This window comes from Halococcus sp. AFM35 (assembly GCF_051195015.1).
In the GTDB taxonomy this organism is placed as follows: Archaea; Halobacteriota; Halobacteria; order Halobacteriales; family Halococcaceae; genus Halococcus.
Genome location: NZ_JBNTJU010000008.1, coordinates 79,549 through 97,918 on the forward strand (window position 1 = coordinate 79,549; position 18,370 = coordinate 97,918).

Sequence of the window (18,370 nt, forward strand, 5' to 3'; positions counted from 1 at the left end):
AGGCTTACAACGCTCACCGAAGAACCATCGGCCGGATGGCCGAATCGACGGGGACGAGTGCTGAGAGCGAACGAAGCGCCGAGAGCGCGCCGCTTGAGGACACCGAGATGCCGCTTGCCGACCACATCGAGGAGATGATAAAGCGGCTGGGGGTCGTGCTGGTCGTCATGGCGCTGGTCAGCGGCGTCGTCTTCCCCATCGCCGATGACCTCATCAACTTCATCTGGTATTCGCTGCTGCCGGGACCGACGGGACCGCAAGCAGCCAGACCGCGCGTCTACGACCCGCTCGCCCTGATTCTCGCCCGCCTCAAGGTGTCCTCGCTCGCCGGGTTCGTGATTGCACTTCCCCTGTTCGTCTATCAGACCTACCGCTTCATGCGCCCCGGTCTCTACCCCAGAGAGCGCCGGTACTACCTCGCGGCCGTGCCGACGAGCCTCATCCTCGCCATCGCCGGCGTCGCCTTCGCCTTCTATCTCATCCTTCCTGTTATCTTCACCTACTTCCTCCAGTATTCCCAGGGCGTGACGACCATCGCGTTCGGGCTGACCGAGACGTTCGGACTGATGACGCTACTGATGGGCTTTTTCGCCCTCGTCTTCCAGATTCCACTGTTCGTGATGCTCGCCATCATGATGGGCGTGACGACGCGGGCGTGGCTCGCGAGCAAGCGCCTCTACTTCTGGGGGGCCTTCCTCGGAGTTTCGTTCCTGTTCAGCCCCGACCCGACCGGGATGGCCCCCATTCTGGTGGCGGCGACGATGATTACCCTCTTCGAGGGCACATTACTATTGCTTCGCTGGACCGGCAACGAGTAGGTCGTCGCGGGTCGCTCCGATTGCGGTTTCGTCGTCCGACGAATCGCAATCAGAGTCGGTCGCGGATGGCATCGACATCGTAGGAAAGCGAGAGTTCGCGCGAGCGCCCGCGACCGTCGACGGTGGTGTAGGTGGCTTCGATCAGTCCCACGCGGTCGAGTTTGTTGACCAGTTCCGAATACCGGGTGTAGCCGAGGTCGGTCTCGTCGTGGAAGGCCTCGTAGACCGCGCCGGCGCGCTCGCCGTCGTGGTCGGCGATGGTCTCCAGGAGAGTGCGTTCGGAGTCAGACAACCCACGGACGCGCCGCGAGAGGTGGACGTGTTTGGCCGTCTCGTAGGCGGTTTCGACGTCCTCGGTCTCCACCACGTCGCTCGCGCGCCGCTCGGCGTTCAGCCCCGCGCGTCGGAGGAGGTCGATACCCACCCGCAGGTCGCCGGTCTCGGCGGTGAGGTCGGCCACGCGGTCCAGTACCGTGGGACCGACCACGCCGTCACGAAAGCCGCGCTCGACGCGCTCGTCGAGGATGTCGACGATAGCCGCCTCGTCGTAGGCCGGGAAGAACACTTCCTCAGGGCGGAACACGCTTTGAACCCTCCCATCGAGTTCGGCGATCACATCGAGGTCGAGGTCCGAGGAGACCAGCAGGACGCCGATTTTCGCACCCGCGTGGGTCTCGTGCGCCCTGAGCAGCGAGTAGAGCGTCTCCGAGGCTTCGCCCTCGTAGAAGAGGTAGTTCACGTCGTCGAGACAGACTGTGAGGACTTCATTCTCGTCGGTGAGGTGGTCGGTGATCTGTGTGAACAGGCTCTTGAACGAGACGCCGCTGGCCGGCGGTTCGTATTCGAAAATCCGTTCGAAAACTCTGGAAAAGACCGCGTATCGCGTCGAGTCCACTTGACAGTTCACTCTCACCGTGCGCACGCCGCGCCGGCCGTCGAGTTCGCCGAACAGTTTCTGAATCGCGGTCGTCTTGCCGGTTCCGGGCGGGCCGCGCACCATCGCGTTGAGCGGGCGCGACCCCCGAACGGCGGGCCGCAGCGCGTGCTGTAACCCTTGTAACTGTCGGTCGCGGTGGTGGAAGGTCTCGGGCAGGTAGTCGATTTCGAAGACGTGCTCGTCACGAAAGAGCGACTCGTCCCACGAGAGCATGCCGTCCTCGGCCATCACTTTCACCACGCTCCACGAGGGCTTCAAGGCTTCGACGGTTCCGCACAGCACAGGCAAGAACCAACGCAGCCGGTGGCTCGGGCGAATCCGGTCGCCGTCTTCGCTGCGTCCATCTACCGCGGGAGTAGTGCAAAGAGTCATACGTCCTACAAGACCGAATGGTTTTACTACTCCGGTACATGCCCGAACCCATGCCGGAGGAGGACAATCGAAAGCTCGCCAAGGACAGACCTCCACGAACGGTCAACTGTCAGTGGTGTAGTGAGGCGTTCGACTGGCGAAAGAACACGTGTCCGAACTGCGGCTGGGACAAAGGCGAGTGGGCCAGCGAGGGCCGGTACGGACTCGGGAAATCGGAGTAAAGCGGCTATTCCGCTCTTTCGGCCGTCCCGTTGCGCGCCTCGTTGAGCGCCGCACAGACGCTGCCCTGCCCGTTCGCGTTCGTCTTCGCCAGTCGCGCGCGGCGCTGGACGGTTTCGAACTCCGCGGGCGAGATCGGGTCGCCCGCGGGCGTCGCAAACAGCCGGTCGGCCGGGTCGGTCACGAGACCCACGGCTTTGGCTTTCCGGAGGTACTCGGCCATCGGTTCGATTGGTACTGTGACCACGAGGCTCCCCTCAGCGAGCGAGACGAGCGCCTGCTCCTCACCGAGGGAAACGTCCGCGCGCCGGAGCGAAACCGTCTGTTCGGGGTCGACGCCGGCCGCCGTCAGCGCCTCGACAGCCCGATACTGCCGGCCCATCCGTGCCTTCTCGTCGAGCGTTCGCCGCACCTCCTCGATGCCGTCCTCGGCGTCGGGAAAGGCCTCGGCGAACGCCAGTCCCTCGTTCACGCCGCGGTTGATTTCCCGCTCGTGCATGTGGTCTGCGAGCCGCACATCGCAGTTCTCGATGCCCGGTAGGTCCTCGACTTCCTCGCGCGCGCCGGTCGCCATCATCCACGCGAACGCGGGCGAACACCACGCCGTCGGCAACACGAGTTCGACAGTAACATCCGAGCCGTCGATTGTGAGGTCCCGAACGTAATCGAGTTCCACGATAGACTCGTCGAGTTCGGGGTCGTCCACCCGGTCGAGTCGCTCCGTAACGGTCGCGTGGTCGATATCGGCGACGGCCATCAGTCCGCAGCGGCCTCCCCGTACTGGTCGCCCATGTCGAACTCGTCGCTGATGGCGTCGTCGCGGAGTGCTTCCTTTTTCCCCTCGATGTCGATGTCGTAGAGTTCGGCGGCGTTCTCGCCCATGATCTTCTTTTTCACGTCGTGAGTGAGTGAAACGCCGAACTCGTCGCGCTGTTCGGGCGTGAGTTCGGCCTCCATCACCGCCTCCACGACCCACTCGGGTTCCCAGAGCGCGTAATCGCTGCCGAAGAGGATGTTGTCCTCGCCGACCCAAAACAGGAGTTCGCCCATGATTTCCCCGAACTTCCGGGGGCGGGCGTGTGCCATCGGCGCGACCACCGCCAATCCGCCATAGACGTTGCTCTCCTGTGCCCCGAGATGTGCGAAGTCGTCGAAGCGGGGAAAGCCGACGTGTTCGACGATGAAGTCGAGTTCCGGGAACGACGTCGCGGCGTCGTCGACGTCGGCCACGTCGAAGGCGTCGCGATTGAGTGGCCGAATCGTGGGTCCCTTATGGGCGTGGATATTCGTGATGCCCAACTCGGCACATTTTTCGAGGTATTCGAAGGCTTCCTCGCTGTCGAGCCGCCAGCCCTTCGAGTCACCGTTCCACTCGGCGGTGTAGAGTTTGACGCCCTGAATATCGTGTTCTGCCTTTTGGCGTTCGAGTTCTTCGAGGCCCGCCTCGCCCTCGCGCGGGTCGAATCGCCCGTTCAGAACGAATCGCTCGGGGTACTCCTCAGTGAGTCCGGCGTTGTCCTCGATGGTGTTGAAGCCGTTCTCGTAGAACTCGCCCAGATACGTCGGCTGGAAGATACCCATGTCGGCGTGGCCATCCCGAAAGAGGTCACGGACCATCCGGTCTGCGCTGTACTTTCGATATTCGTCGATGCTCCACTGGCGTTCCTCGGGCGTGAACGCCGCGTGGTAATCGTAGAAACACTGGATGAACTGTTCGCCGCCCTCGTGGATGATGTTCTCCTCGCTCGCATCCCAGTGATGGACGTGGGAATCGATGACGAACACGTCCTCGCCGTCGTGCCTGTACATGCCATATGTGCGGTGATGTCACATGGCAATATACCTTTGGTCGGTCCCGCATGGGCCACCCGGCGAGAGTGTGAGCGTCGGCACGAACACTTTTGCCGGCCACCGAAGTAGTGATGTGTGCTACCATGCAAGCAGCCAGACTCCACGAGTACACCGAGGAGATGAACGACGCGCTCTCGATAGACGACGTCGACGAGCCACAGCCCGAGCAAGCCGACCACGTCGTCGTCGACATCGAGGGTGCGGGCTGGTGTCAGACTGACAACCACGTCATCGAGGGGATGTGGGCCCAGTACATGCCACAGGACCTCCCGATGACGCTGGGTCACGAAAACGCCGGCACAGTAGTCGAAGTCGGCGACGGCGTGTCGGTGGTCGAGGAAGGTGAGTCGGTCATCTGCCATCCCGTGATGACCTGTGGCACCTGCCGACCCTGCCGGCTCGGCAACGACATGCACTGCGAGAACATCGCCTTTCCCGGTCTCTCGACCGATGGCGGGTTCGCCGAACGGTTGTTGACGAACGAGCGCGCCGTCATCCCGCTCCCCGACGGCGTGGACACCACCGACATCGCGCCCCACGCCGACGCGGGCATCACCGCCTATCACGCGGTGAAACTCGCCGCCCGGGAACTGGACCCGGGCGACCACGCGGTGGTCATCGGCATTGGCGGTCTCGGCCACATCGGCCTGCAATGTCTGGATGCGATGGCCGCGACGACGATCACCGCCGTCGATATGAAAGACAGCGCGCTCGCGCTGGCCGAGGAGCTGGGCGCACACCACACGATAAACCCCACCGAGGAGAACGTCGCCGAGGAGATCGACGCACTCACCGACGGGACGGGCGTTCAGCAAGTCCTCGATTTCGTCGGTGCGGACGAGACGACAGGACTGGGGCCGGACGTCCTCGCCGGCGGTGGTGACCACTACGTCGTCGGCTACGGCGGCCACGTCCACGAGCCGTCACAGGCACTCGTCAACGGTGATTTCAGCTATCGAGGTACACTGGTCGGCAACTACACCGAACTCCAGGAACTCGTCGCGCTGGTCGAGCGTGGCGATGTCGACCTCCGCACCACCCAGTACGGACTCGACGAAATCAACGACGTCGCCGCGAAACTCGAACATGGCGAGGTCGAAGGCCGGGCCGTCATCACGCCGTAGGCCGGTCCGTGTCCGTTTGCCGACCGTGCTACGCCCAAGCGGGTAGTTTTCGATACTGTTCTCCGTGTAAGATATCAAATAGCGTTAATAGGACGTGTCGTGAGTTTCGAACGCATGGTGCACGACGACAATCGACGAGTAGGGAGCAGAGAGCAGTCAGTGGGTGAGAATGAATCGACGGACAGCGAGCGGGGCGAGACCCGCCGACGGACGTTTCTGAAAGGCTCGGCCGTCGCGCTCGGCGCGAGTGCGTTTCCCGTCACCGCCAATCGGGCCAGCGCTCATGGCGACGAGTCGGACGAACGCGACCGCATCGACCGGGTCGATACGGCGACCAGCGACGAGGGGATGGTCGCCTCGTCGGACCCGCGGGCGAGCACCATCGGGGCCGACGTGCTCGAAGCGGGCGGAAACGCGGTCGACGCGGCGGTCGCGGTCCAGTTCGCGCTCAACGCCGTCCAGCCCCACACCTCGGGTATCGGCGGCGGCGGATTCATGTTGGTCTACGACGCGGGCGAGGACGAACTCTATTCGGTCGACAACCGCGAGCGCGCCCCCTTCGGCGCGACGCCGGACATGTTCCTCGAAGACGGCGAGCCGATACCGTTCGACGAGCGCATCACGCTCGGGCAGGCGGTCGGCGTCCCCGGCACGCTCAAGGCCTGCGACATCGCGCTGAAACGGTTCGGAACGCGGGACATCGACGACCTCATCGGGCCGGCCATCGACCTCGCCGGTGGCGCGCGGGTCGATTACTACCTCGGGAGTACGATAGAGGAAGAACACGAGAAGTTCAACGACGCCGCGCGCGCAGTATTCGCGCCCGGTGGGACACCGCTCGACATCGGCGACCGGGTCGAGCAGCCGGACCTCGCCGCGACCTTCGAGACCATCGCCGAGGAGGGTGTCGGCGCGCTCTACAAGGGCGATGTCGGCGAGGCGGTCGCCGATGTCGTCCAGGAGAACGGCGGCAGCATGACGCCCGCCGACTTGGGCGCGTACAACGTGACCATCGACACGCCCGAATACGTCGAGTACGGCGATGTGACCGTGCGAACCCAGCCGCTGCCGAGTTCCGGCGGGCTGACGATTGCGCACATCCTTTCACTACTAGAGCCGTTCGACCTCGGCCAATACGACCGCCAGTCGGTCGAGGTCTCCCAATTACTGGTCGAGGCGTTCAAACTGGCCTACGCCGACCGCGGCGAGTACATGGGCGACAAGCAGTTCGTCGACGCGCCGTGGCAGGGACTGCTCGACGAGGAATACCTCGACGAGCGCCGGGCGACGATAGAATCCGGAGAAGTGACGACCGAGACCCAACAGCCCGGCGACCCGTGGAGCTATCAGCCCGGCAGCCCCTACGCCATCGACCCGCTCACCGTCGACGACGTTTCGACGATTCGCGATGCGCCGCGACCGTACATCCCCAGTCCGCGCGGCAGTACGACCCACTTCACGGTCGCCGATGACGATGGTAACATGGTCTCGTGGACGAGCACCATCGAACAGTTGTTCGGCAGCGGTATCATGGTCCCGGGGCAGGGATTCATGCTCAACAACGAGCTGACCGACTTCGACGCCGAACCCGGCGGGCCGAACGAGGTCCAGCCCCTCAAACGGCCGCTCAGCTCGACGAGTCCGACCATCGTCTTCCGCGACGGCAAGCCCCTGTTCACCGTAGGGTCACCCGGCGGCACGACCATCATCACCACGGTCGCGGAGATGGTCATCAACCTCGTCGACTTCGGGATGGGTCTCGCCGAGGCGGTCGCCGAGCCGCGGCTGTACGCCAACTCCGAACCCGCCATCTACCCGGAGGCGAGCGTTCCCGAGGACGTTCAGGACGGACTGCGCGAACTGGGCTACGAGCTATCGCCGTTCACCCGTCTCGGCAACGTCATGACGATTCGGGTCGACCAGGAGACCGGCGAGTACACCGGTGCGGCGGACTTCCGCAACGGTGGCCTGACGAGAGGGCTCTGAGATACCACATCCCCTGACCGTCGTCGTTCGTGCTGACATGGTAGGCCAGCAGTCGCAAAGCGCCGTTGGCGAGCACCGAGACGACAAGCGCCGGAAAGACATATGCCGCCGTAGACAGAAATCGACACATGGAGCGCCGTAGGCTGGCCGTACTCGGCGCAAAGTACGGCGTTCTGTACGCCGGTGGTACCGTCCTCGTCGTGTTCGCCGGGAGTCGTATCGTCGGATACGCGTTCGGTCTCGCCGCGCTGGTCATGCTGCTCGGCGCGCTCGTCCTCGGACCGTTGCTGTTCGGCGCGTCGGATGCCGGTCTCGACACCGTCGAGGAGGGTGGTGTGGCCGGCTTCCAAAACGTCACCGACCCGTCACAGTACCAACCCGATTCGCTCTCACTGCCCGGCCGGCTCGAACTCGGTTGCTATCTGCTCGGCATCGCGGGATACAGCGCGGTCGGGCTGGCGATGGTGATGTAGCCTGTCGGAACGATTCATCGACGGACCCACTACTTCAGGAGGAGCCGACGAAGCGCCCAATCGTCAGGCAGAACGTCCAACAGGAGTAGCGCACCGTATACGAGACAGCCGACTCCGACCGCCCAGCTGACGATATAGGGTACTGGGTCGCCTCTCACGGGGGTGTCCGGCATCTGTTCGAAGGACAAAATCGGCGCTCCGTTCTGGAAGTTCCCGATTACCACGAGGAGACCAGCGATAACCAGAAAGGCTCCGAGTTTCCGTCTGCTGTCCATGACGCTACTTTTTTGCCCATCATTTTATACGTTACTCTACTGTCGTTTGGTTATAATTCGGCTTCCGAACCACAATCGAGCCTCGGTCATGTCTCGAACTTTTCGAGCAGTCGGTCGTAGAACGCCCCGTTTTCGTCACTCCCGTCCTCGGCCGCGAGCTTCTCGACGATGAGTTCGGGTGTCGAGCGCGCGAGAACGCCCTTTTTCGGCGAGCGCTCGACGACCAGCTCGCCGTCTTCGAGTCCGACCGCCTCGATGCCGTCGACCGAAACCTCGAAGTCGGCGGCTTCGCGGATTTCGCCGGCGAGATGCGAGACGAATACTCCAGTAGTTTCACCGGCGAGTTCTTCGAGAATGCCGGCGATGATGGTCGCCGACGCGCCGGGTTCGGTGATACTTTCGAGTTCGTCGACGAGCACGAGCCGGCGCTTCTCGCCGGTGACGAGACCGGCGAACTCCCTGAGCGTGGCCTCGAACGCGCCCGCATCGAGCGTCCCCTGACTCTTGGCCTGGTAGTGCAGCGCCTCGTAGCGCTCGATTTCTACCTGTGCGGCGGGAACAGGTAAACCCATGTGGGCGAGCACCGTCACGAGCGCGAGCAAATCGAGCGTCGAAGTCTTCCCGCCGGAGTTGACCCCCGAGAGCAGCGTCGGTCCCGCGACCGCGTAGTCGACCGGTTCGACAGCGTCGAAGCCACAGTCGAGCAGCGGCGAGCGTCCGCCCTCGATGACGATGCCAGTGCCACCGAACGCGGGCAGCACACAGTCGAAATCACGGGCGAAGCGCGAAACGGCGAGTGCGACGTCGCGGTCGAGCGCCGCTCGGACGAGGTCGTCACAGTCCTCGCGCATGGCGGCGAGGTCGGCCGCGAGGTCACGCTTCAGCCGACTGGCCCGGCGGTCGCGCGCCACGGTCAATTCCTCGCGCAGGCGATTGATGATGCCCTCGTCGTGCTCGACCGGAAACGTCGGCTCCTCGGGGAAGGCGCGGGTAGCGAGGTCGGCCTCGCCATCGGTGAGTGCGAGCGCATCGACGAAGTGTTCGCGCGCGGCGTCGATGGCGGCGGCGTGTTCGTCTTCGAGTTCGCGCGAGAGCAGCGAATCGACGCCCGCCCCCTGCTCGACGAGCGAGAGCAGGTCCGCACCCTCGATGGTGACGTCCCGTTCCTCGATGGCCTCCCGCAGGCGGTCGTTGGCGACGCTCTCCGCTGTGGAGACCGCCGCATCGAGGTCCGCAGCCGCCCGCTGTAGCCTGTGGAGTTCTTCGTCGCCGACCACCCCGCCATCGTCGTCGAGGTTCGAGAGGTGGGTCTCAAGCGCCGCGAGGTCGATGGGGGAGTCGAGGTCCGACGTGCGGTGGACGGCGGCCGCGGCGCGGATGCGCTCGCGGTTGTGCGCGAAAAGGGCGAGCGTGCGCTCGGGGACCACTTCCTCGGGTCTGTCGAGCGCATCCGGCATGACGCGCACGTCACCGTCGATGTCGACGCCAGCAAACGTTTCGTCGAGCGCGATGACGGTCGCGTAGCCACGTGCGAGGTCCGCCAATCCATGTGTGTCCTCGACGATTTCGACCGATAGTTCCGGAAAGGCCTGCTTGGCTTCGGCGTGGCGCTCGGCGTCGGTGGTCGCGAGACAGCGCTCGCGAATCCGTTCGGTGGGTGGGGGTTCGAGCGGTCCGACGCCGGCGAGTGCCTCCAGTACATCGGGGTCCGGTTCGCGCTCCATCGCCACCTCGACCCACTCGCGGACCTCTTCGATGCGCGAGGCACTTCCGGTCGGAAAGAGCGTTTCTAACCTGTGGGCGGCGTCGTCGGTGACCGCGCGCTCTTGGAGCAGGTCGAGCGCCGCACGGTATATCTCCCGCGAGCGCTCGGTGGCGAGAAACTCCCCCGAATCGTCGTGGTCGTCGCGGATGGCCGCGCGGGCGATGGCCGCCGCTCGCCCCGGTGAGATGTCCGGTGCGCGCGCGAGCGTCGCCACGTCGCCCTCCCGCAGCGCGCGCTCGGCGTCGTCAAGCGATTGGAGGCGCGCGGCGGTCTTTTCCCCGACCCCGGAGATGGATTCGAGGTCCATCGAGTCGATACTCCCGCGCCGGGGAGAAAAACCATCCGGGCAGCGACGCCCACAGCACCGTGCTTTTGACGCACGAACTCCCACGAAAGCCAATGAGCGTCCAAGAGAAACTGACCGCCGCGCGCGAAGACCTCGCGGCGCGCGACGGCGTGCTCGTCGCCTTTTCGGGTGGTGTGGATTCGAGCGTCGTCGCAGCACTCGCTCACGACGCGCTCGGCGACGATGCGGTGGCCTGCACCGCAAAGAGCGAGACGCTGCCGGCGGCGGAACTCGACGACACGAAACGGGTCGCCAGGGAAATCGGGATTCGCCACGAGATCGTCGAGTTCTCCGAGCTCGCTAGTCAGGAATTCGTGCAAAACGACGGTGACCGGTGCTACCACTGCCGGACGATGCGGCTGTCGGCGATGTTCGACGCCGCCCGCGAGTTGGGCATCGAAACCGTCTGTGACGGAACCAATGCATCGGACCCCGGCGAGGGCCACCGGCCCGGTCTCCGGGCGGTCGAGGAACTGAACGCCTACTCGCCGCTGCTCGAACACGAGGTCACGAAAGAAGAGGTGCGCGAGATCGCCCGCGACTATGGATTGTCGGTCTCGGAAAAGCCCTCGATGGCGTGTCTCTCCTCGCGGATTCCCACAGGACTCGAAGTCACCGAGGAGCGCCTCACACGCGTCGAGAAGGCCGAAACCCTGCTGCGGACGTGGGGATTCGAGCAGTTTCGGGTCCGTGACCACGACGGACTGGCCCGCATCGAGGTCGCGCCCGACGAACTGGAGCGCGCGCTCGACGCCGACTTCGCCCGCGCAGCACGCGAACACCTCTCGGATATCGGGTTCGAGCACGTGACGCTCGATTTAGCGGGGTATCGCACCGGTAGCGTCAGTCCCGATGATTCGGACCTCGACCTCGATACGGAGTACCCGACCACCGAGGACTGAACCCGATAGCGTCCGAGAGTCGTGGCCGATTGGTGAAACCGAATCCTGTGCCTGCGACGATGTGGCTATTCGATTCGTGGATCGAGCACGACGGCGGCAACGTCTGCGAGGAAGTTGCCGAGCACGCCGACGAGCACGACGACCATCGTGGTACCGAGTATCACCGGCATGTCTCGCGATTGGATGGCGACGAGGCTCAGACCCCCGAGACCCTGAATCCCAAAGACGTACTCGATGACGAAGACGTTCAGCACGACGATGCCGAGCACGTCCGCGAAAAACAGCGATAGCAGTGGGACGGCCGCGTTCCGCAGCAGATGCCGGGCGACCCGTCGGGTTCCCGCTCCCTTCGCTCGAACGAGTTTGATGAATTCCGCGTCGATGTATTCGAGCGACTGAGCACGCGCATACCGGAGTTGGCCGGCGAGCAGGCTCGTTCCCAGAACCGCGGCCGGAAACACCACCGTATGGAGAGGCCCGTTCGTTCGTCCCGGCGCGCCCGACAGCAATCCGCCCACACCGATTCCGGAGAGCACCACCACCTCCGCGAGCCAGAAGTTCGGCAAACTGAACCCGAGATGGGCGACAGCCGTGCCGAACCGGTCGATGAGCGCGTGCTGGTGTGTCGCCGTGTAGACGCCAAGAGCGACACCACCGACCACCGAGAACACGATTGCCGGAAGGAGGTACGACAGGGTGCGCGACACCGCACTCGCCACCAGCGAGGTGACCGGGGTTCCCTCGGGATAGGACTGCCCGTACATCGTCCCCGTCGCCGTCGTCCCGAACGCCGTCCCGAGGTCGAGGGTCGCAACGTCGCCCAACCAGCGGACGTACCGCTCACCGATTGGTTCGTCGAGGTTGCGCTGCTGTCTGTATTCCATCAATCGCTCCCACGCATCGGTTTGTTTCACAGGGGTGCCTTCCTCCGCGGATTCCAGAGCGGCAGCCCGGGCGAGCTGTCCGGTGAAGGGGTCGGCGGTGGCCGCGACGAACGCAAAGACCAGCGAGACGACGAGGAACGCGGCGAACACGGCAAACGCGGCTCGACGAACGATCTGCCAGCGACGGCTCACGCTACCGCACCACCCATCGTCGGATGAGAGTCAGTTCGCTGCCGGCGTTGCGAGCCGGGCGGATGCCGCCGTCGGCTCGATTGCAGACCGCGCGTGGAGGGTGCTGGACGGGACATCCTTCGATGCTGCTGCCGACCATGCCCCGGCGGCCCATAAGTTTTCAGGCGCTATCGTTCTATCGGATACCGACGACGGCCTGAAAGCTTATGGCACGGCGGGGGCGAATGCAGTGAATAAGCAGCATGGCGGTCGATTCCGATACGGGCATCGACGCCCAGTTCGATGCCATCGATTGGGAGGAGTTGGGCGAGGAGCGGCCGGTGGTCGGACGACGAACCGGCGGCTTTCTCCTCGCGCTCGGGTTGCTCGCGGCGCTGTTCCTCTACGACCGATTCACCGGCTACGACCTGTCGGTCGGCGCGTGGTACGCCCCCTCACGGCTCGACTGGCTGTTCGTTCTCTCGCTCGTCGTCTTCGCCTTCGCCGTCGTCGTTCCGGTCGTCCGCAACCGCGAGCGGACGATGCAGTATTGGCGACGGTTCCGCCGGAACAGGCTCGCCGCCGTGTGTGCGGCCTATCTGGCCGTCTTCTTCGTTCTCGGGACGGCCAGCCTGCTCGTGCTCGACCGTCCGCCGACGAACATCCAGTACGCCAAACAGCCGGCGCTGTTTGCCACCGTCGAGGCGGGGACGGTCGCCATCAACTGCGTCGGCGAGGTGACCGGTCCCGCCATCCAGCAGTCCTGTCACGGGAGTCTCCGGTTCCCGTTTGGAACCAATGCGGTCGGGCAGGGCGTCCTGCGGCTGGTCGTCGCCGGGATGGGCGTGAGCCTGCTCGTCGCGCTCGTCACGTCGATGCTCATGGTACCGATTGCGACGGCCGTCGGCACCGTCGCCGGCTACGTCGGCGGCTGGGTCGACGACGTGTTGATGCGCTACGTCGACATCCAGCAGACGGTGCCGGCGTTTCTCGTCTACATCGTCCTCGGGTTCGTCTTCGGCCAGAGCCTGTTCCTCATCGTTCTCGTGTTCGGCCTGCTGAGTTGGGGTGGCGTCGCGCGCTTGGTCCGCAGCGAGGTCGCCCAACGCCGCGGGGAACTCTACATCACCGCCGCCGAGAGCGCGGGCGCAAGCCGGTTACAGGTCATCCGTAGACATATCCTCCCGAACGTCTCCAGTACTGTTCTCACGGCCACGACACGCCAGATTCCGCTGCTGATTCTCACGGAGGCGGCCATCTCGTTCATCGTCCTGCTGGGCGACGAGAACGTCCCGTCGTGGGGACAGATGCTCACCGACCTGAACACGGAGCTGTGGTGGGTATGGGTGTTCCCGCTGGTGTTTCTGGTCATTACGGTGTTCTCGTTCAGCGTCGTCGGCGATGCACTCCGGGACACGCTCGACCCGCGGGGAGAGGCATGAGCGAACCGCTGCTCTCGGTGAACGACCTCCGAACCCACTTCGAGACGAGTGAGGGCACGGTGCTGGCGGTCGATGGGGTGAGTTTCGCGGTCGAGCGGGGCGAGACCGTCTGTCTGGTCGGCGAGAGCGGGTCCGGTAAAACTGTGGTCTGCGAGTCGATCACCAAACTGCTGCCGATGCCGCCCGGCAAGGTCGTCGGCGGGCGCATCGACTTCGACGGGCGCGACCTCACCGAGTGCTCGCCCGGACAGCTCTCGGACGTGCGCGGCAAACGAATTGCACACGTCTTCCAGAACCCACAGGGCGCACTCGACCCCGTGTATTCAATCGGTGCCCAACTCGTCGAGGCCATCCGACTCCACCGTGACGTGTCGAAGCGTGCTGCACGCGAACGCGGTATCGAACTGCTCGACAGAGTGGGCATCCCCGAGGCAGCGACGCGCTTCGACGAGTACCCCCACGAGTTCTCCGGCGGAATGAAACAGCGCGTCGTCATCGCGATGGCGCTCGCCGCCGAACCCGACCTCCTCATCGCCGACGAACCCACGACGGCGCTCGACGTCACCACGCAGGCAGGGATTCTCGACCTCCTGAACGACATCAAGACCGAGCGCGACATGGCGATGCTGTTCGTCACCCACGACCTCGGCGTCGTCGCCGAGATGGCCGACCGCGTGGTCGTCATGTACGCGGGGAAGGTGATGGAGCGGGGCGACGTCCACGACGTGTTCGAGACGCCGGCCCATCCCTACACCCAAGCCCTGTTGCGCTGTCTGCCGGGACGCGGCGAACGCCGGGAGACCATCGGCGGGGAGTTCCCGAACCCAACCGACCCGCCAACCGGCTGTCGGTTCCACCCGCGCTGCCCTCACGCCGTCGAGGACTGTATCGGCGGCAAGCACCCACCACTCGAATCTGCCAACGACAACGCAGAACAGTTGGCCGCCTGCGTGTTCTACGACGACGACCACGACACGGCAGTCGTGCAGGGAGACGCAGCCGACCGCGCGGCGCAAGCGACCGGACAGTCGAAACAACGGACCGACGGCGGGCACGCGACTGAGGGAGAACAGTGACCGACGACACCGTCCTTTCGGTTCGGGACCTCACGAAACACTATCCGGTCACCGAGGGGCTGTTGGACCGCGAAGTCGGCCGGATACGCGCGGTCGATGGAATCAGTTTCGAGGTACGCCGCGGCGAGACGCTCGGTCTCATCGGTGAATCCGGCTGTGGCAAATCCACCGCCGCGCGGAGCCTGCTGCGACTCGAAACGCCCACCGGCGGCGAGGTCCGGTTCGACGGCGAGACGGTCGGCGACCACACGGACGACGAACGCAAGCGCTTCCGCCGGCAGGCGGGGATGATATTTCAGGACCCGACGTCGAGTTTCGACCCGCGGCTGTCGATTGGCGAATCGGTGGCCGAACCGCTGGCGCTCCACGGGATGGGCGACCGGGAGCGCCGACGGAACGTCGTCGAGACGATACTCGCGGAGGTCGATCTCTCAGCCGACGACTACGACCGCTATCCGCACGAACTCTCCGGCGGGCAGAAACAGCGGGTCGCGCTCGCACGGGCGCTGGTGACGAACCCGGAGCTGTTGGTGGCCGACGAACCGGTGTCGGCGCTCGACGTCTCCGTCGAAGCCGAGATTCTCGCGCTCGTCGAGCGTCTCCAGACGACGTTCGGGCTTTCGATTCTACTGATCAGCCACGACATGAGCGTAGTGCGTGACGTCTGCGACCGGGTTGCGGTGATGTATCTCGGTGAAATCGTCGAGCTAGGACCGACCGAAGCGGTGTTTTCCGAACCCCAACACCCGTACACCCGCGCGCTGCTCGCATCGATGCCGACACCCGACCCCGGCCAGCGCGGCGGGCGTGCCGACCTCTCTGGCGAGGTTCCTGACCCGAGCGACCCACCGCCGGGCTGTCGGTTCCATACCCGCTGTCCCGCAGTCATCCAGCCGCCGGGGTACGACCTCGATCAGGCCGTGTGGCGCGGGATAATGGACCTCCGGGTCGCAGTTCGGGACCGGACGCTCGACATCGAGAGGCTCCGCGAGCGGCGTGTCGTCGCGGAGGAAGCCGAGAGTGCGGAAAATCTCTCGAAGGGGGAACTTCGGTCGGCGCTCCGCGACGCATACGACGTTCCGGAGGAACTGAGTGACTCGAACGCCGAGCAAGCCCTGTCGACAGCGCTTGCAGAAATCGTCGATGGCGAGCTGTCCAGTGCTGATGAGCGTCTTCGCGGGGCGTTTCCGACAGTATGTATCCAAGAACACCCCTGCCTTCGGGAGACAGAAACCGGTCATCCTGCGGCGTGTCATCTCCATGACGTGGCCGACGAAGCGTCCGCAGCCGAGCCATCACTCTCACCGGAAGGGTGATCGGATAGTTACGACGGCTATGGCGACCAGAATCGTTTTCATCGCTACCGGTGAACGACAGGTATGGCCGGACCCTCGCGTCGCGTTCTCGCCGTCCTCGTGGTCGTTGTTCTCGTTTCTAGCGGCTGTCTCACCCTCAGTCCGTCGATTTCGGCCGATACGGGCGAGTCAGCGGTCTTCGAGAGCCTCTCGGTCGAGGAGCCGTGGGCGAGCGGCCACGTCCGCGTGAACGCCACGCTGGCCTCGACGCCGGCGGCGGGCAACGTCACGACCATCACGATCATCGGCGAGGACGGACAGGAGTACGACACGGTGAGCGTCGCCTCGGGCCAGACCGTCGTGCCGCTCTGGGTTCCCGCTGGCCGGAACGCGACGCTCGTCGCTTCCAACAGCGTGAACTCGACGACGCTCGGCACGCTCAACGTCTCGACGGGTGGGAACCGGCTTCCCTAAAATGGCGGCGAGCGCGGAACAGACGGAGGGACTTTTAGCATCGACGGGTGTGGACGACGTATGCACGACTCGGATTCCCACCTCTGGGAGTACGAAATCCTCAGACCGCCACGCGACGAGACGAAAAAGGAGGCGGCAAACCCGAAAACCGAAATCAACGAGCTGGCGGCCGATGGCTGGCGGCTCGTCGAGACCATCGACTATTCCAGCGGCGGCACCAAGTACATCGTGTTCGAACGGCCTCGTTCGGACGACGGGGACATCTGATGGTCGACGTCGACGAGTCGAACGTCGACAAGGACATCGACGTGAGCACGGCGAACACGATGCGCGAGCGCTCCGACGAGAGCCGCCTCAAGCTCTGGATGCTGCTGAAGGCGAACCGGCTCGTCGTCACGGGCGTGCTCGCGCTCGTCTTCTTCGTCGTCTTCGTTATCGGGGTGTCGGTGCTGCCGCCGCCGCTGGTGCCCCAACTCAACAGCAGTGACACGATAGACACCATATTCACGGGGATGATCGGGGCCATCATCACCGGCGTGACCATCGTCGTCACCATCTCCCAGCTCGTGCTCTCTCAAGAGAACGGCCCGCTCGGCGACCAGCGCCGGCGCATGGAGGACTCGATGGATTTCAGGGACTACACTGAAGAACTCGTCGGCGCGCCGAGTCCCGCCGACCCCTCGGCCTTCCTCCGGAACATCATCGACGTCTGTCAGGACCGTGCCGAGGCGGTCCGCGATGGTTTCGACGACATCGAGGGCGACCAGCTCCGGTGGGAGGTCGACCAGTTCACCCAGAGCGTCATCGGCAACTCGGAAGAGGTGCGCGAACAGCTCGACGGGGCGACGTTCGGCGATTTCGACGTGACGTTTGCGGCGCTGAATTTCAACTACGGCTGGAAGATATTTCAGGTCGAGCGGCTGCTCAACGACCACGAGGAAGACCTCGGCAAGCCCGAAAACGACCTGCTGAACGAACTGAAGACCGCGCTGTCGATGTTCGGGCCGGCGCGCGAGCACGTCAAGACGCTGTATTTCGAGTGGGCGCTCACATCGTTATCGCAGTTGATAATCTACGTCTCGATTCCGGCGCTCGCCGTCGCGGGCATCATGACGGTCATCGGCGAGGCGGGGACGTTCCCCGGAAGCACGCTCGGCATCGAGAACATCGCCCTGCTGCTCGGCGCGTCGCTGACGGTGACGGTGCTGCCCTTTTTCCTGCTGGTCTCGTACATCTCGCGGGTCGTGACCCTCGCCAAGCGGACGCTCGCCATCGAGCCGCTGATACTCCGGGACTCACAGCGGTAGCGGTCGTATTTTACGTCGACTCCCGATAGCCCGTATCGTTTTTCCGAACGGCCTCGAACGCCCCCGCCGTGTGCTGGAGTTCGTTCACCGCACAGTTGTCCTGTGAGTCCTCGTCGATGACCGTCGCGTAGTCGATGCCGGTGGCGTGGCTGAGTACTGCGTACAGCGGCCCGCCGTGGGTGACGACCAGCACCGTCTCGTCGCTGTCGATGTCTTCGAGACCGGTGAGCACGCGCTCGCGCAGGTCGAGCAGGCTCTCACCGCGTTCGGGTGTCACGCCGAGTGCCGTCTCGCCCGACTGTCCCACCGAAAATTCGGGGTATTCCTCGAACATCGTCTCGTAGGTCAGTCCCTGATAGACGCCGAAATCGCGCTCGCGCCAGCGGTCATCGACGGTCGGTGTGGGTTCGACGCCCGCCCGGTGGATGCGGTCGGCCGTCTCGCGGGTCCGCCGGAGGTCAGAGGCAATAGTCCTATCGAACTCGTAGGTCGCGGCGAGGTGCTCGCCGACGCGGGTGGCCTGTTCGCGCCCGCGTTCGGACAGCGGCGTGGGTGCCCAGCCCTGGATGCGCCGCTCGGCGTTCCAGTCGGTCTGGCCGTGACGAACGAGTACGACGGTCATGGGGGTGTGTGGGCGTCCATCCGAATGAGCG

The 18,370-nt window shown here is 64.7% G+C and carries 19 protein-coding genes; 12 read left to right on the forward strand and 7 right to left on the reverse strand.

Going from position 1 to position 18,370, the window contains the following annotated elements; translation table 11 throughout:
• Positions 1-35 precede the first annotated feature (35 nt).
• Positions 36-818, forward strand: a complete 783-nt coding sequence (gene tatC, locus ACQUQO_RS08550) for a twin-arginine translocase subunit TatC (protein WP_435077560.1) — start codon at positions 36-38, stop codon at positions 816-818.
• Between the two features lie 49 nt (positions 819-867).
• Here the strand turns inward: tatC and ACQUQO_RS08555 are convergent, their stop codons facing one another.
• Entirely contained in the window at positions 868-1,983 is a 1,116-nt protein-coding gene (locus ACQUQO_RS08555; RefSeq protein ID WP_435077561.1) for an ORC1-type DNA replication protein, read from the reverse strand.
• Positions 1,984-2,177: 194 nt separating this feature from the next.
• On the opposite strand from ACQUQO_RS08555, the gene ACQUQO_RS08560 reads away from it, so the two are divergent.
• Positions 2,178-2,348 carry a hypothetical protein gene (locus tag ACQUQO_RS08560; protein ID WP_435077562.1) on the forward strand — a complete coding sequence of 57 codons (171 nt, stop codon included), beginning with the start codon at positions 2,178-2,180 and terminating at the stop codon, positions 2,346-2,348.
• 5 nt (positions 2,349-2,353) lie between these two features.
• Here ACQUQO_RS08560 and ACQUQO_RS08565 read toward each other — a convergent pair whose 3' ends face one another.
• Positions 2,354-3,103, reverse strand: a complete 750-nt coding sequence (locus ACQUQO_RS08565) for an iron-sulfur cluster assembly protein (protein WP_435077563.1) — start codon at positions 3,101-3,103, stop codon at positions 2,354-2,356.
• A complete protein-coding gene (locus ACQUQO_RS08570) occupies positions 3,103-4,155 on the reverse strand; it encodes an amidohydrolase family protein (protein ID WP_435077564.1) in 1,053 nt (350 codons plus the stop codon). Before ACQUQO_RS08570 ends, ACQUQO_RS08565 begins: the two co-directional genes overlap by 1 nt.
• Before the next feature lie 125 nt (positions 4,156-4,280).
• Between ACQUQO_RS08570 and ACQUQO_RS08575 the strand changes: the two genes are divergently transcribed.
• The 3 genes from ACQUQO_RS08575 to ACQUQO_RS08585 all read left to right on the forward strand — a co-directional run bounded on the left by ACQUQO_RS08575 (position 4,281) and on the right by ACQUQO_RS08585 (position 7,780).
• Positions 4,281-5,321: an NAD(P)-dependent alcohol dehydrogenase gene (locus ACQUQO_RS08575; protein WP_435077565.1), complete on the forward strand. Its 1,041-nt coding sequence runs from the start codon at positions 4,281-4,283 to the stop codon at positions 5,319-5,321.
• A gap of 114 nt (positions 5,322-5,435) precedes the next feature.
• Positions 5,436-7,307: a gamma-glutamyltransferase gene (gene ggt / locus ACQUQO_RS08580; RefSeq protein WP_435077566.1), complete on the forward strand. Its 1,872-nt coding sequence runs from the start codon at positions 5,436-5,438 to the stop codon at positions 7,305-7,307.
• 128 nt (positions 7,308-7,435) lie between these two features.
• The gene (locus tag ACQUQO_RS08585; protein WP_435077567.1) at positions 7,436-7,780 is read left to right on the forward strand and encodes a hypothetical protein; all 345 of its coding nucleotides are present in this window, start codon (positions 7,436-7,438) and stop codon (positions 7,778-7,780) included.
• Positions 7,781-7,809: 29 nt separating this feature from the next.
• On the opposite strand, the gene ACQUQO_RS08590 is transcribed toward ACQUQO_RS08585, so the two are convergent.
• Both ACQUQO_RS08590 and ACQUQO_RS08595 read right to left on the reverse strand, forming a co-directional pair.
• Positions 7,810-8,055 (reverse strand): hypothetical protein, encoded by a 246-nt coding sequence (locus ACQUQO_RS08590; protein ID WP_435077568.1) that lies wholly within the window; start codon positions 8,053-8,055, stop codon positions 7,810-7,812.
• Between the two features lie 86 nt (positions 8,056-8,141).
• Entirely contained in the window at positions 8,142-10,127 is a 1,986-nt protein-coding gene (locus ACQUQO_RS08595) for a MutS-related protein (RefSeq protein WP_435077569.1), read from the reverse strand.
• A 92-nt stretch (positions 10,128-10,219) separates the two neighbouring features.
• Here ACQUQO_RS08595 and larE point away from each other — a divergent pair, with 92 nt between their 5' ends.
• The gene (gene larE, locus ACQUQO_RS08600; protein WP_435077570.1) at positions 10,220-11,068 is read left to right on the forward strand and encodes an ATP-dependent sacrificial sulfur transferase LarE; all 849 of its coding nucleotides are present in this window, start codon (positions 10,220-10,222) and stop codon (positions 11,066-11,068) included.
• 65 nt (positions 11,069-11,133) lie between these two features.
• On the opposite strand, the gene ACQUQO_RS08605 is transcribed toward larE, so the two are convergent.
• Positions 11,134-12,144 carry an ABC transporter permease gene (locus tag ACQUQO_RS08605; protein ID WP_435077571.1) on the reverse strand — a complete coding sequence of 337 codons (1,011 nt, stop codon included), beginning with the start codon at positions 12,142-12,144 and terminating at the stop codon, positions 11,134-11,136.
• 242 nt (positions 12,145-12,386) lie between these two features.
• Here ACQUQO_RS08605 and ACQUQO_RS08610 point away from each other — a divergent pair, with 242 nt between their 5' ends.
• The 6 genes from ACQUQO_RS08610 to ACQUQO_RS08635 all read left to right on the forward strand — a co-directional run bounded on the left by ACQUQO_RS08610 (position 12,387) and on the right by ACQUQO_RS08635 (position 17,717).
• The gene (locus ACQUQO_RS08610) at positions 12,387-13,565 is read left to right on the forward strand and encodes an ABC transporter permease (protein ID WP_435077572.1); all 1,179 of its coding nucleotides are present in this window, start codon (positions 12,387-12,389) and stop codon (positions 13,563-13,565) included.
• Positions 13,562-14,641, forward strand: a complete 1,080-nt coding sequence (locus ACQUQO_RS08615; protein ID WP_435077573.1) for an ABC transporter ATP-binding protein — start codon at positions 13,562-13,564, stop codon at positions 14,639-14,641. Before ACQUQO_RS08610 ends, ACQUQO_RS08615 begins: the two co-directional genes overlap by 4 nt.
• Positions 14,638-15,957, forward strand: a complete 1,320-nt coding sequence (locus ACQUQO_RS08620) for an ABC transporter ATP-binding protein (protein ID WP_435077574.1) — start codon at positions 14,638-14,640, stop codon at positions 15,955-15,957. Before ACQUQO_RS08615 ends, ACQUQO_RS08620 begins: the two co-directional genes overlap by 4 nt.
• 63 nt (positions 15,958-16,020) lie before the next feature.
• Positions 16,021-16,410 (forward strand): hypothetical protein, encoded by a 390-nt coding sequence (locus ACQUQO_RS08625; protein WP_435077575.1) that lies wholly within the window; start codon positions 16,021-16,023, stop codon positions 16,408-16,410.
• A 60-nt stretch (positions 16,411-16,470) separates the two neighbouring features.
• Positions 16,471-16,677: a DUF4177 domain-containing protein gene (locus tag ACQUQO_RS08630; RefSeq protein ID WP_435077576.1), complete on the forward strand. Its 207-nt coding sequence runs from the start codon at positions 16,471-16,473 to the stop codon at positions 16,675-16,677.
• On the forward strand, positions 16,677-17,717 hold the full coding sequence (locus ACQUQO_RS08635) for a hypothetical protein (RefSeq protein ID WP_435077577.1): 1,041 nt from the start codon (positions 16,677-16,679) through the stop codon (positions 17,715-17,717). The genes ACQUQO_RS08630 and ACQUQO_RS08635 overlap by 1 nt, the downstream gene beginning before the upstream one ends.
• Before the next feature lie 10 nt (positions 17,718-17,727).
• Here ACQUQO_RS08635 and ACQUQO_RS08640 read toward each other — a convergent pair whose 3' ends face one another.
• Positions 17,728-18,339, reverse strand: coding sequence for a histidine phosphatase family protein (locus ACQUQO_RS08640; RefSeq protein WP_435077578.1), 612 nt, complete (start codon positions 18,337-18,339; stop codon positions 17,728-17,730).
• Positions 18,340-18,370: the final 31 nt, after the last annotated feature.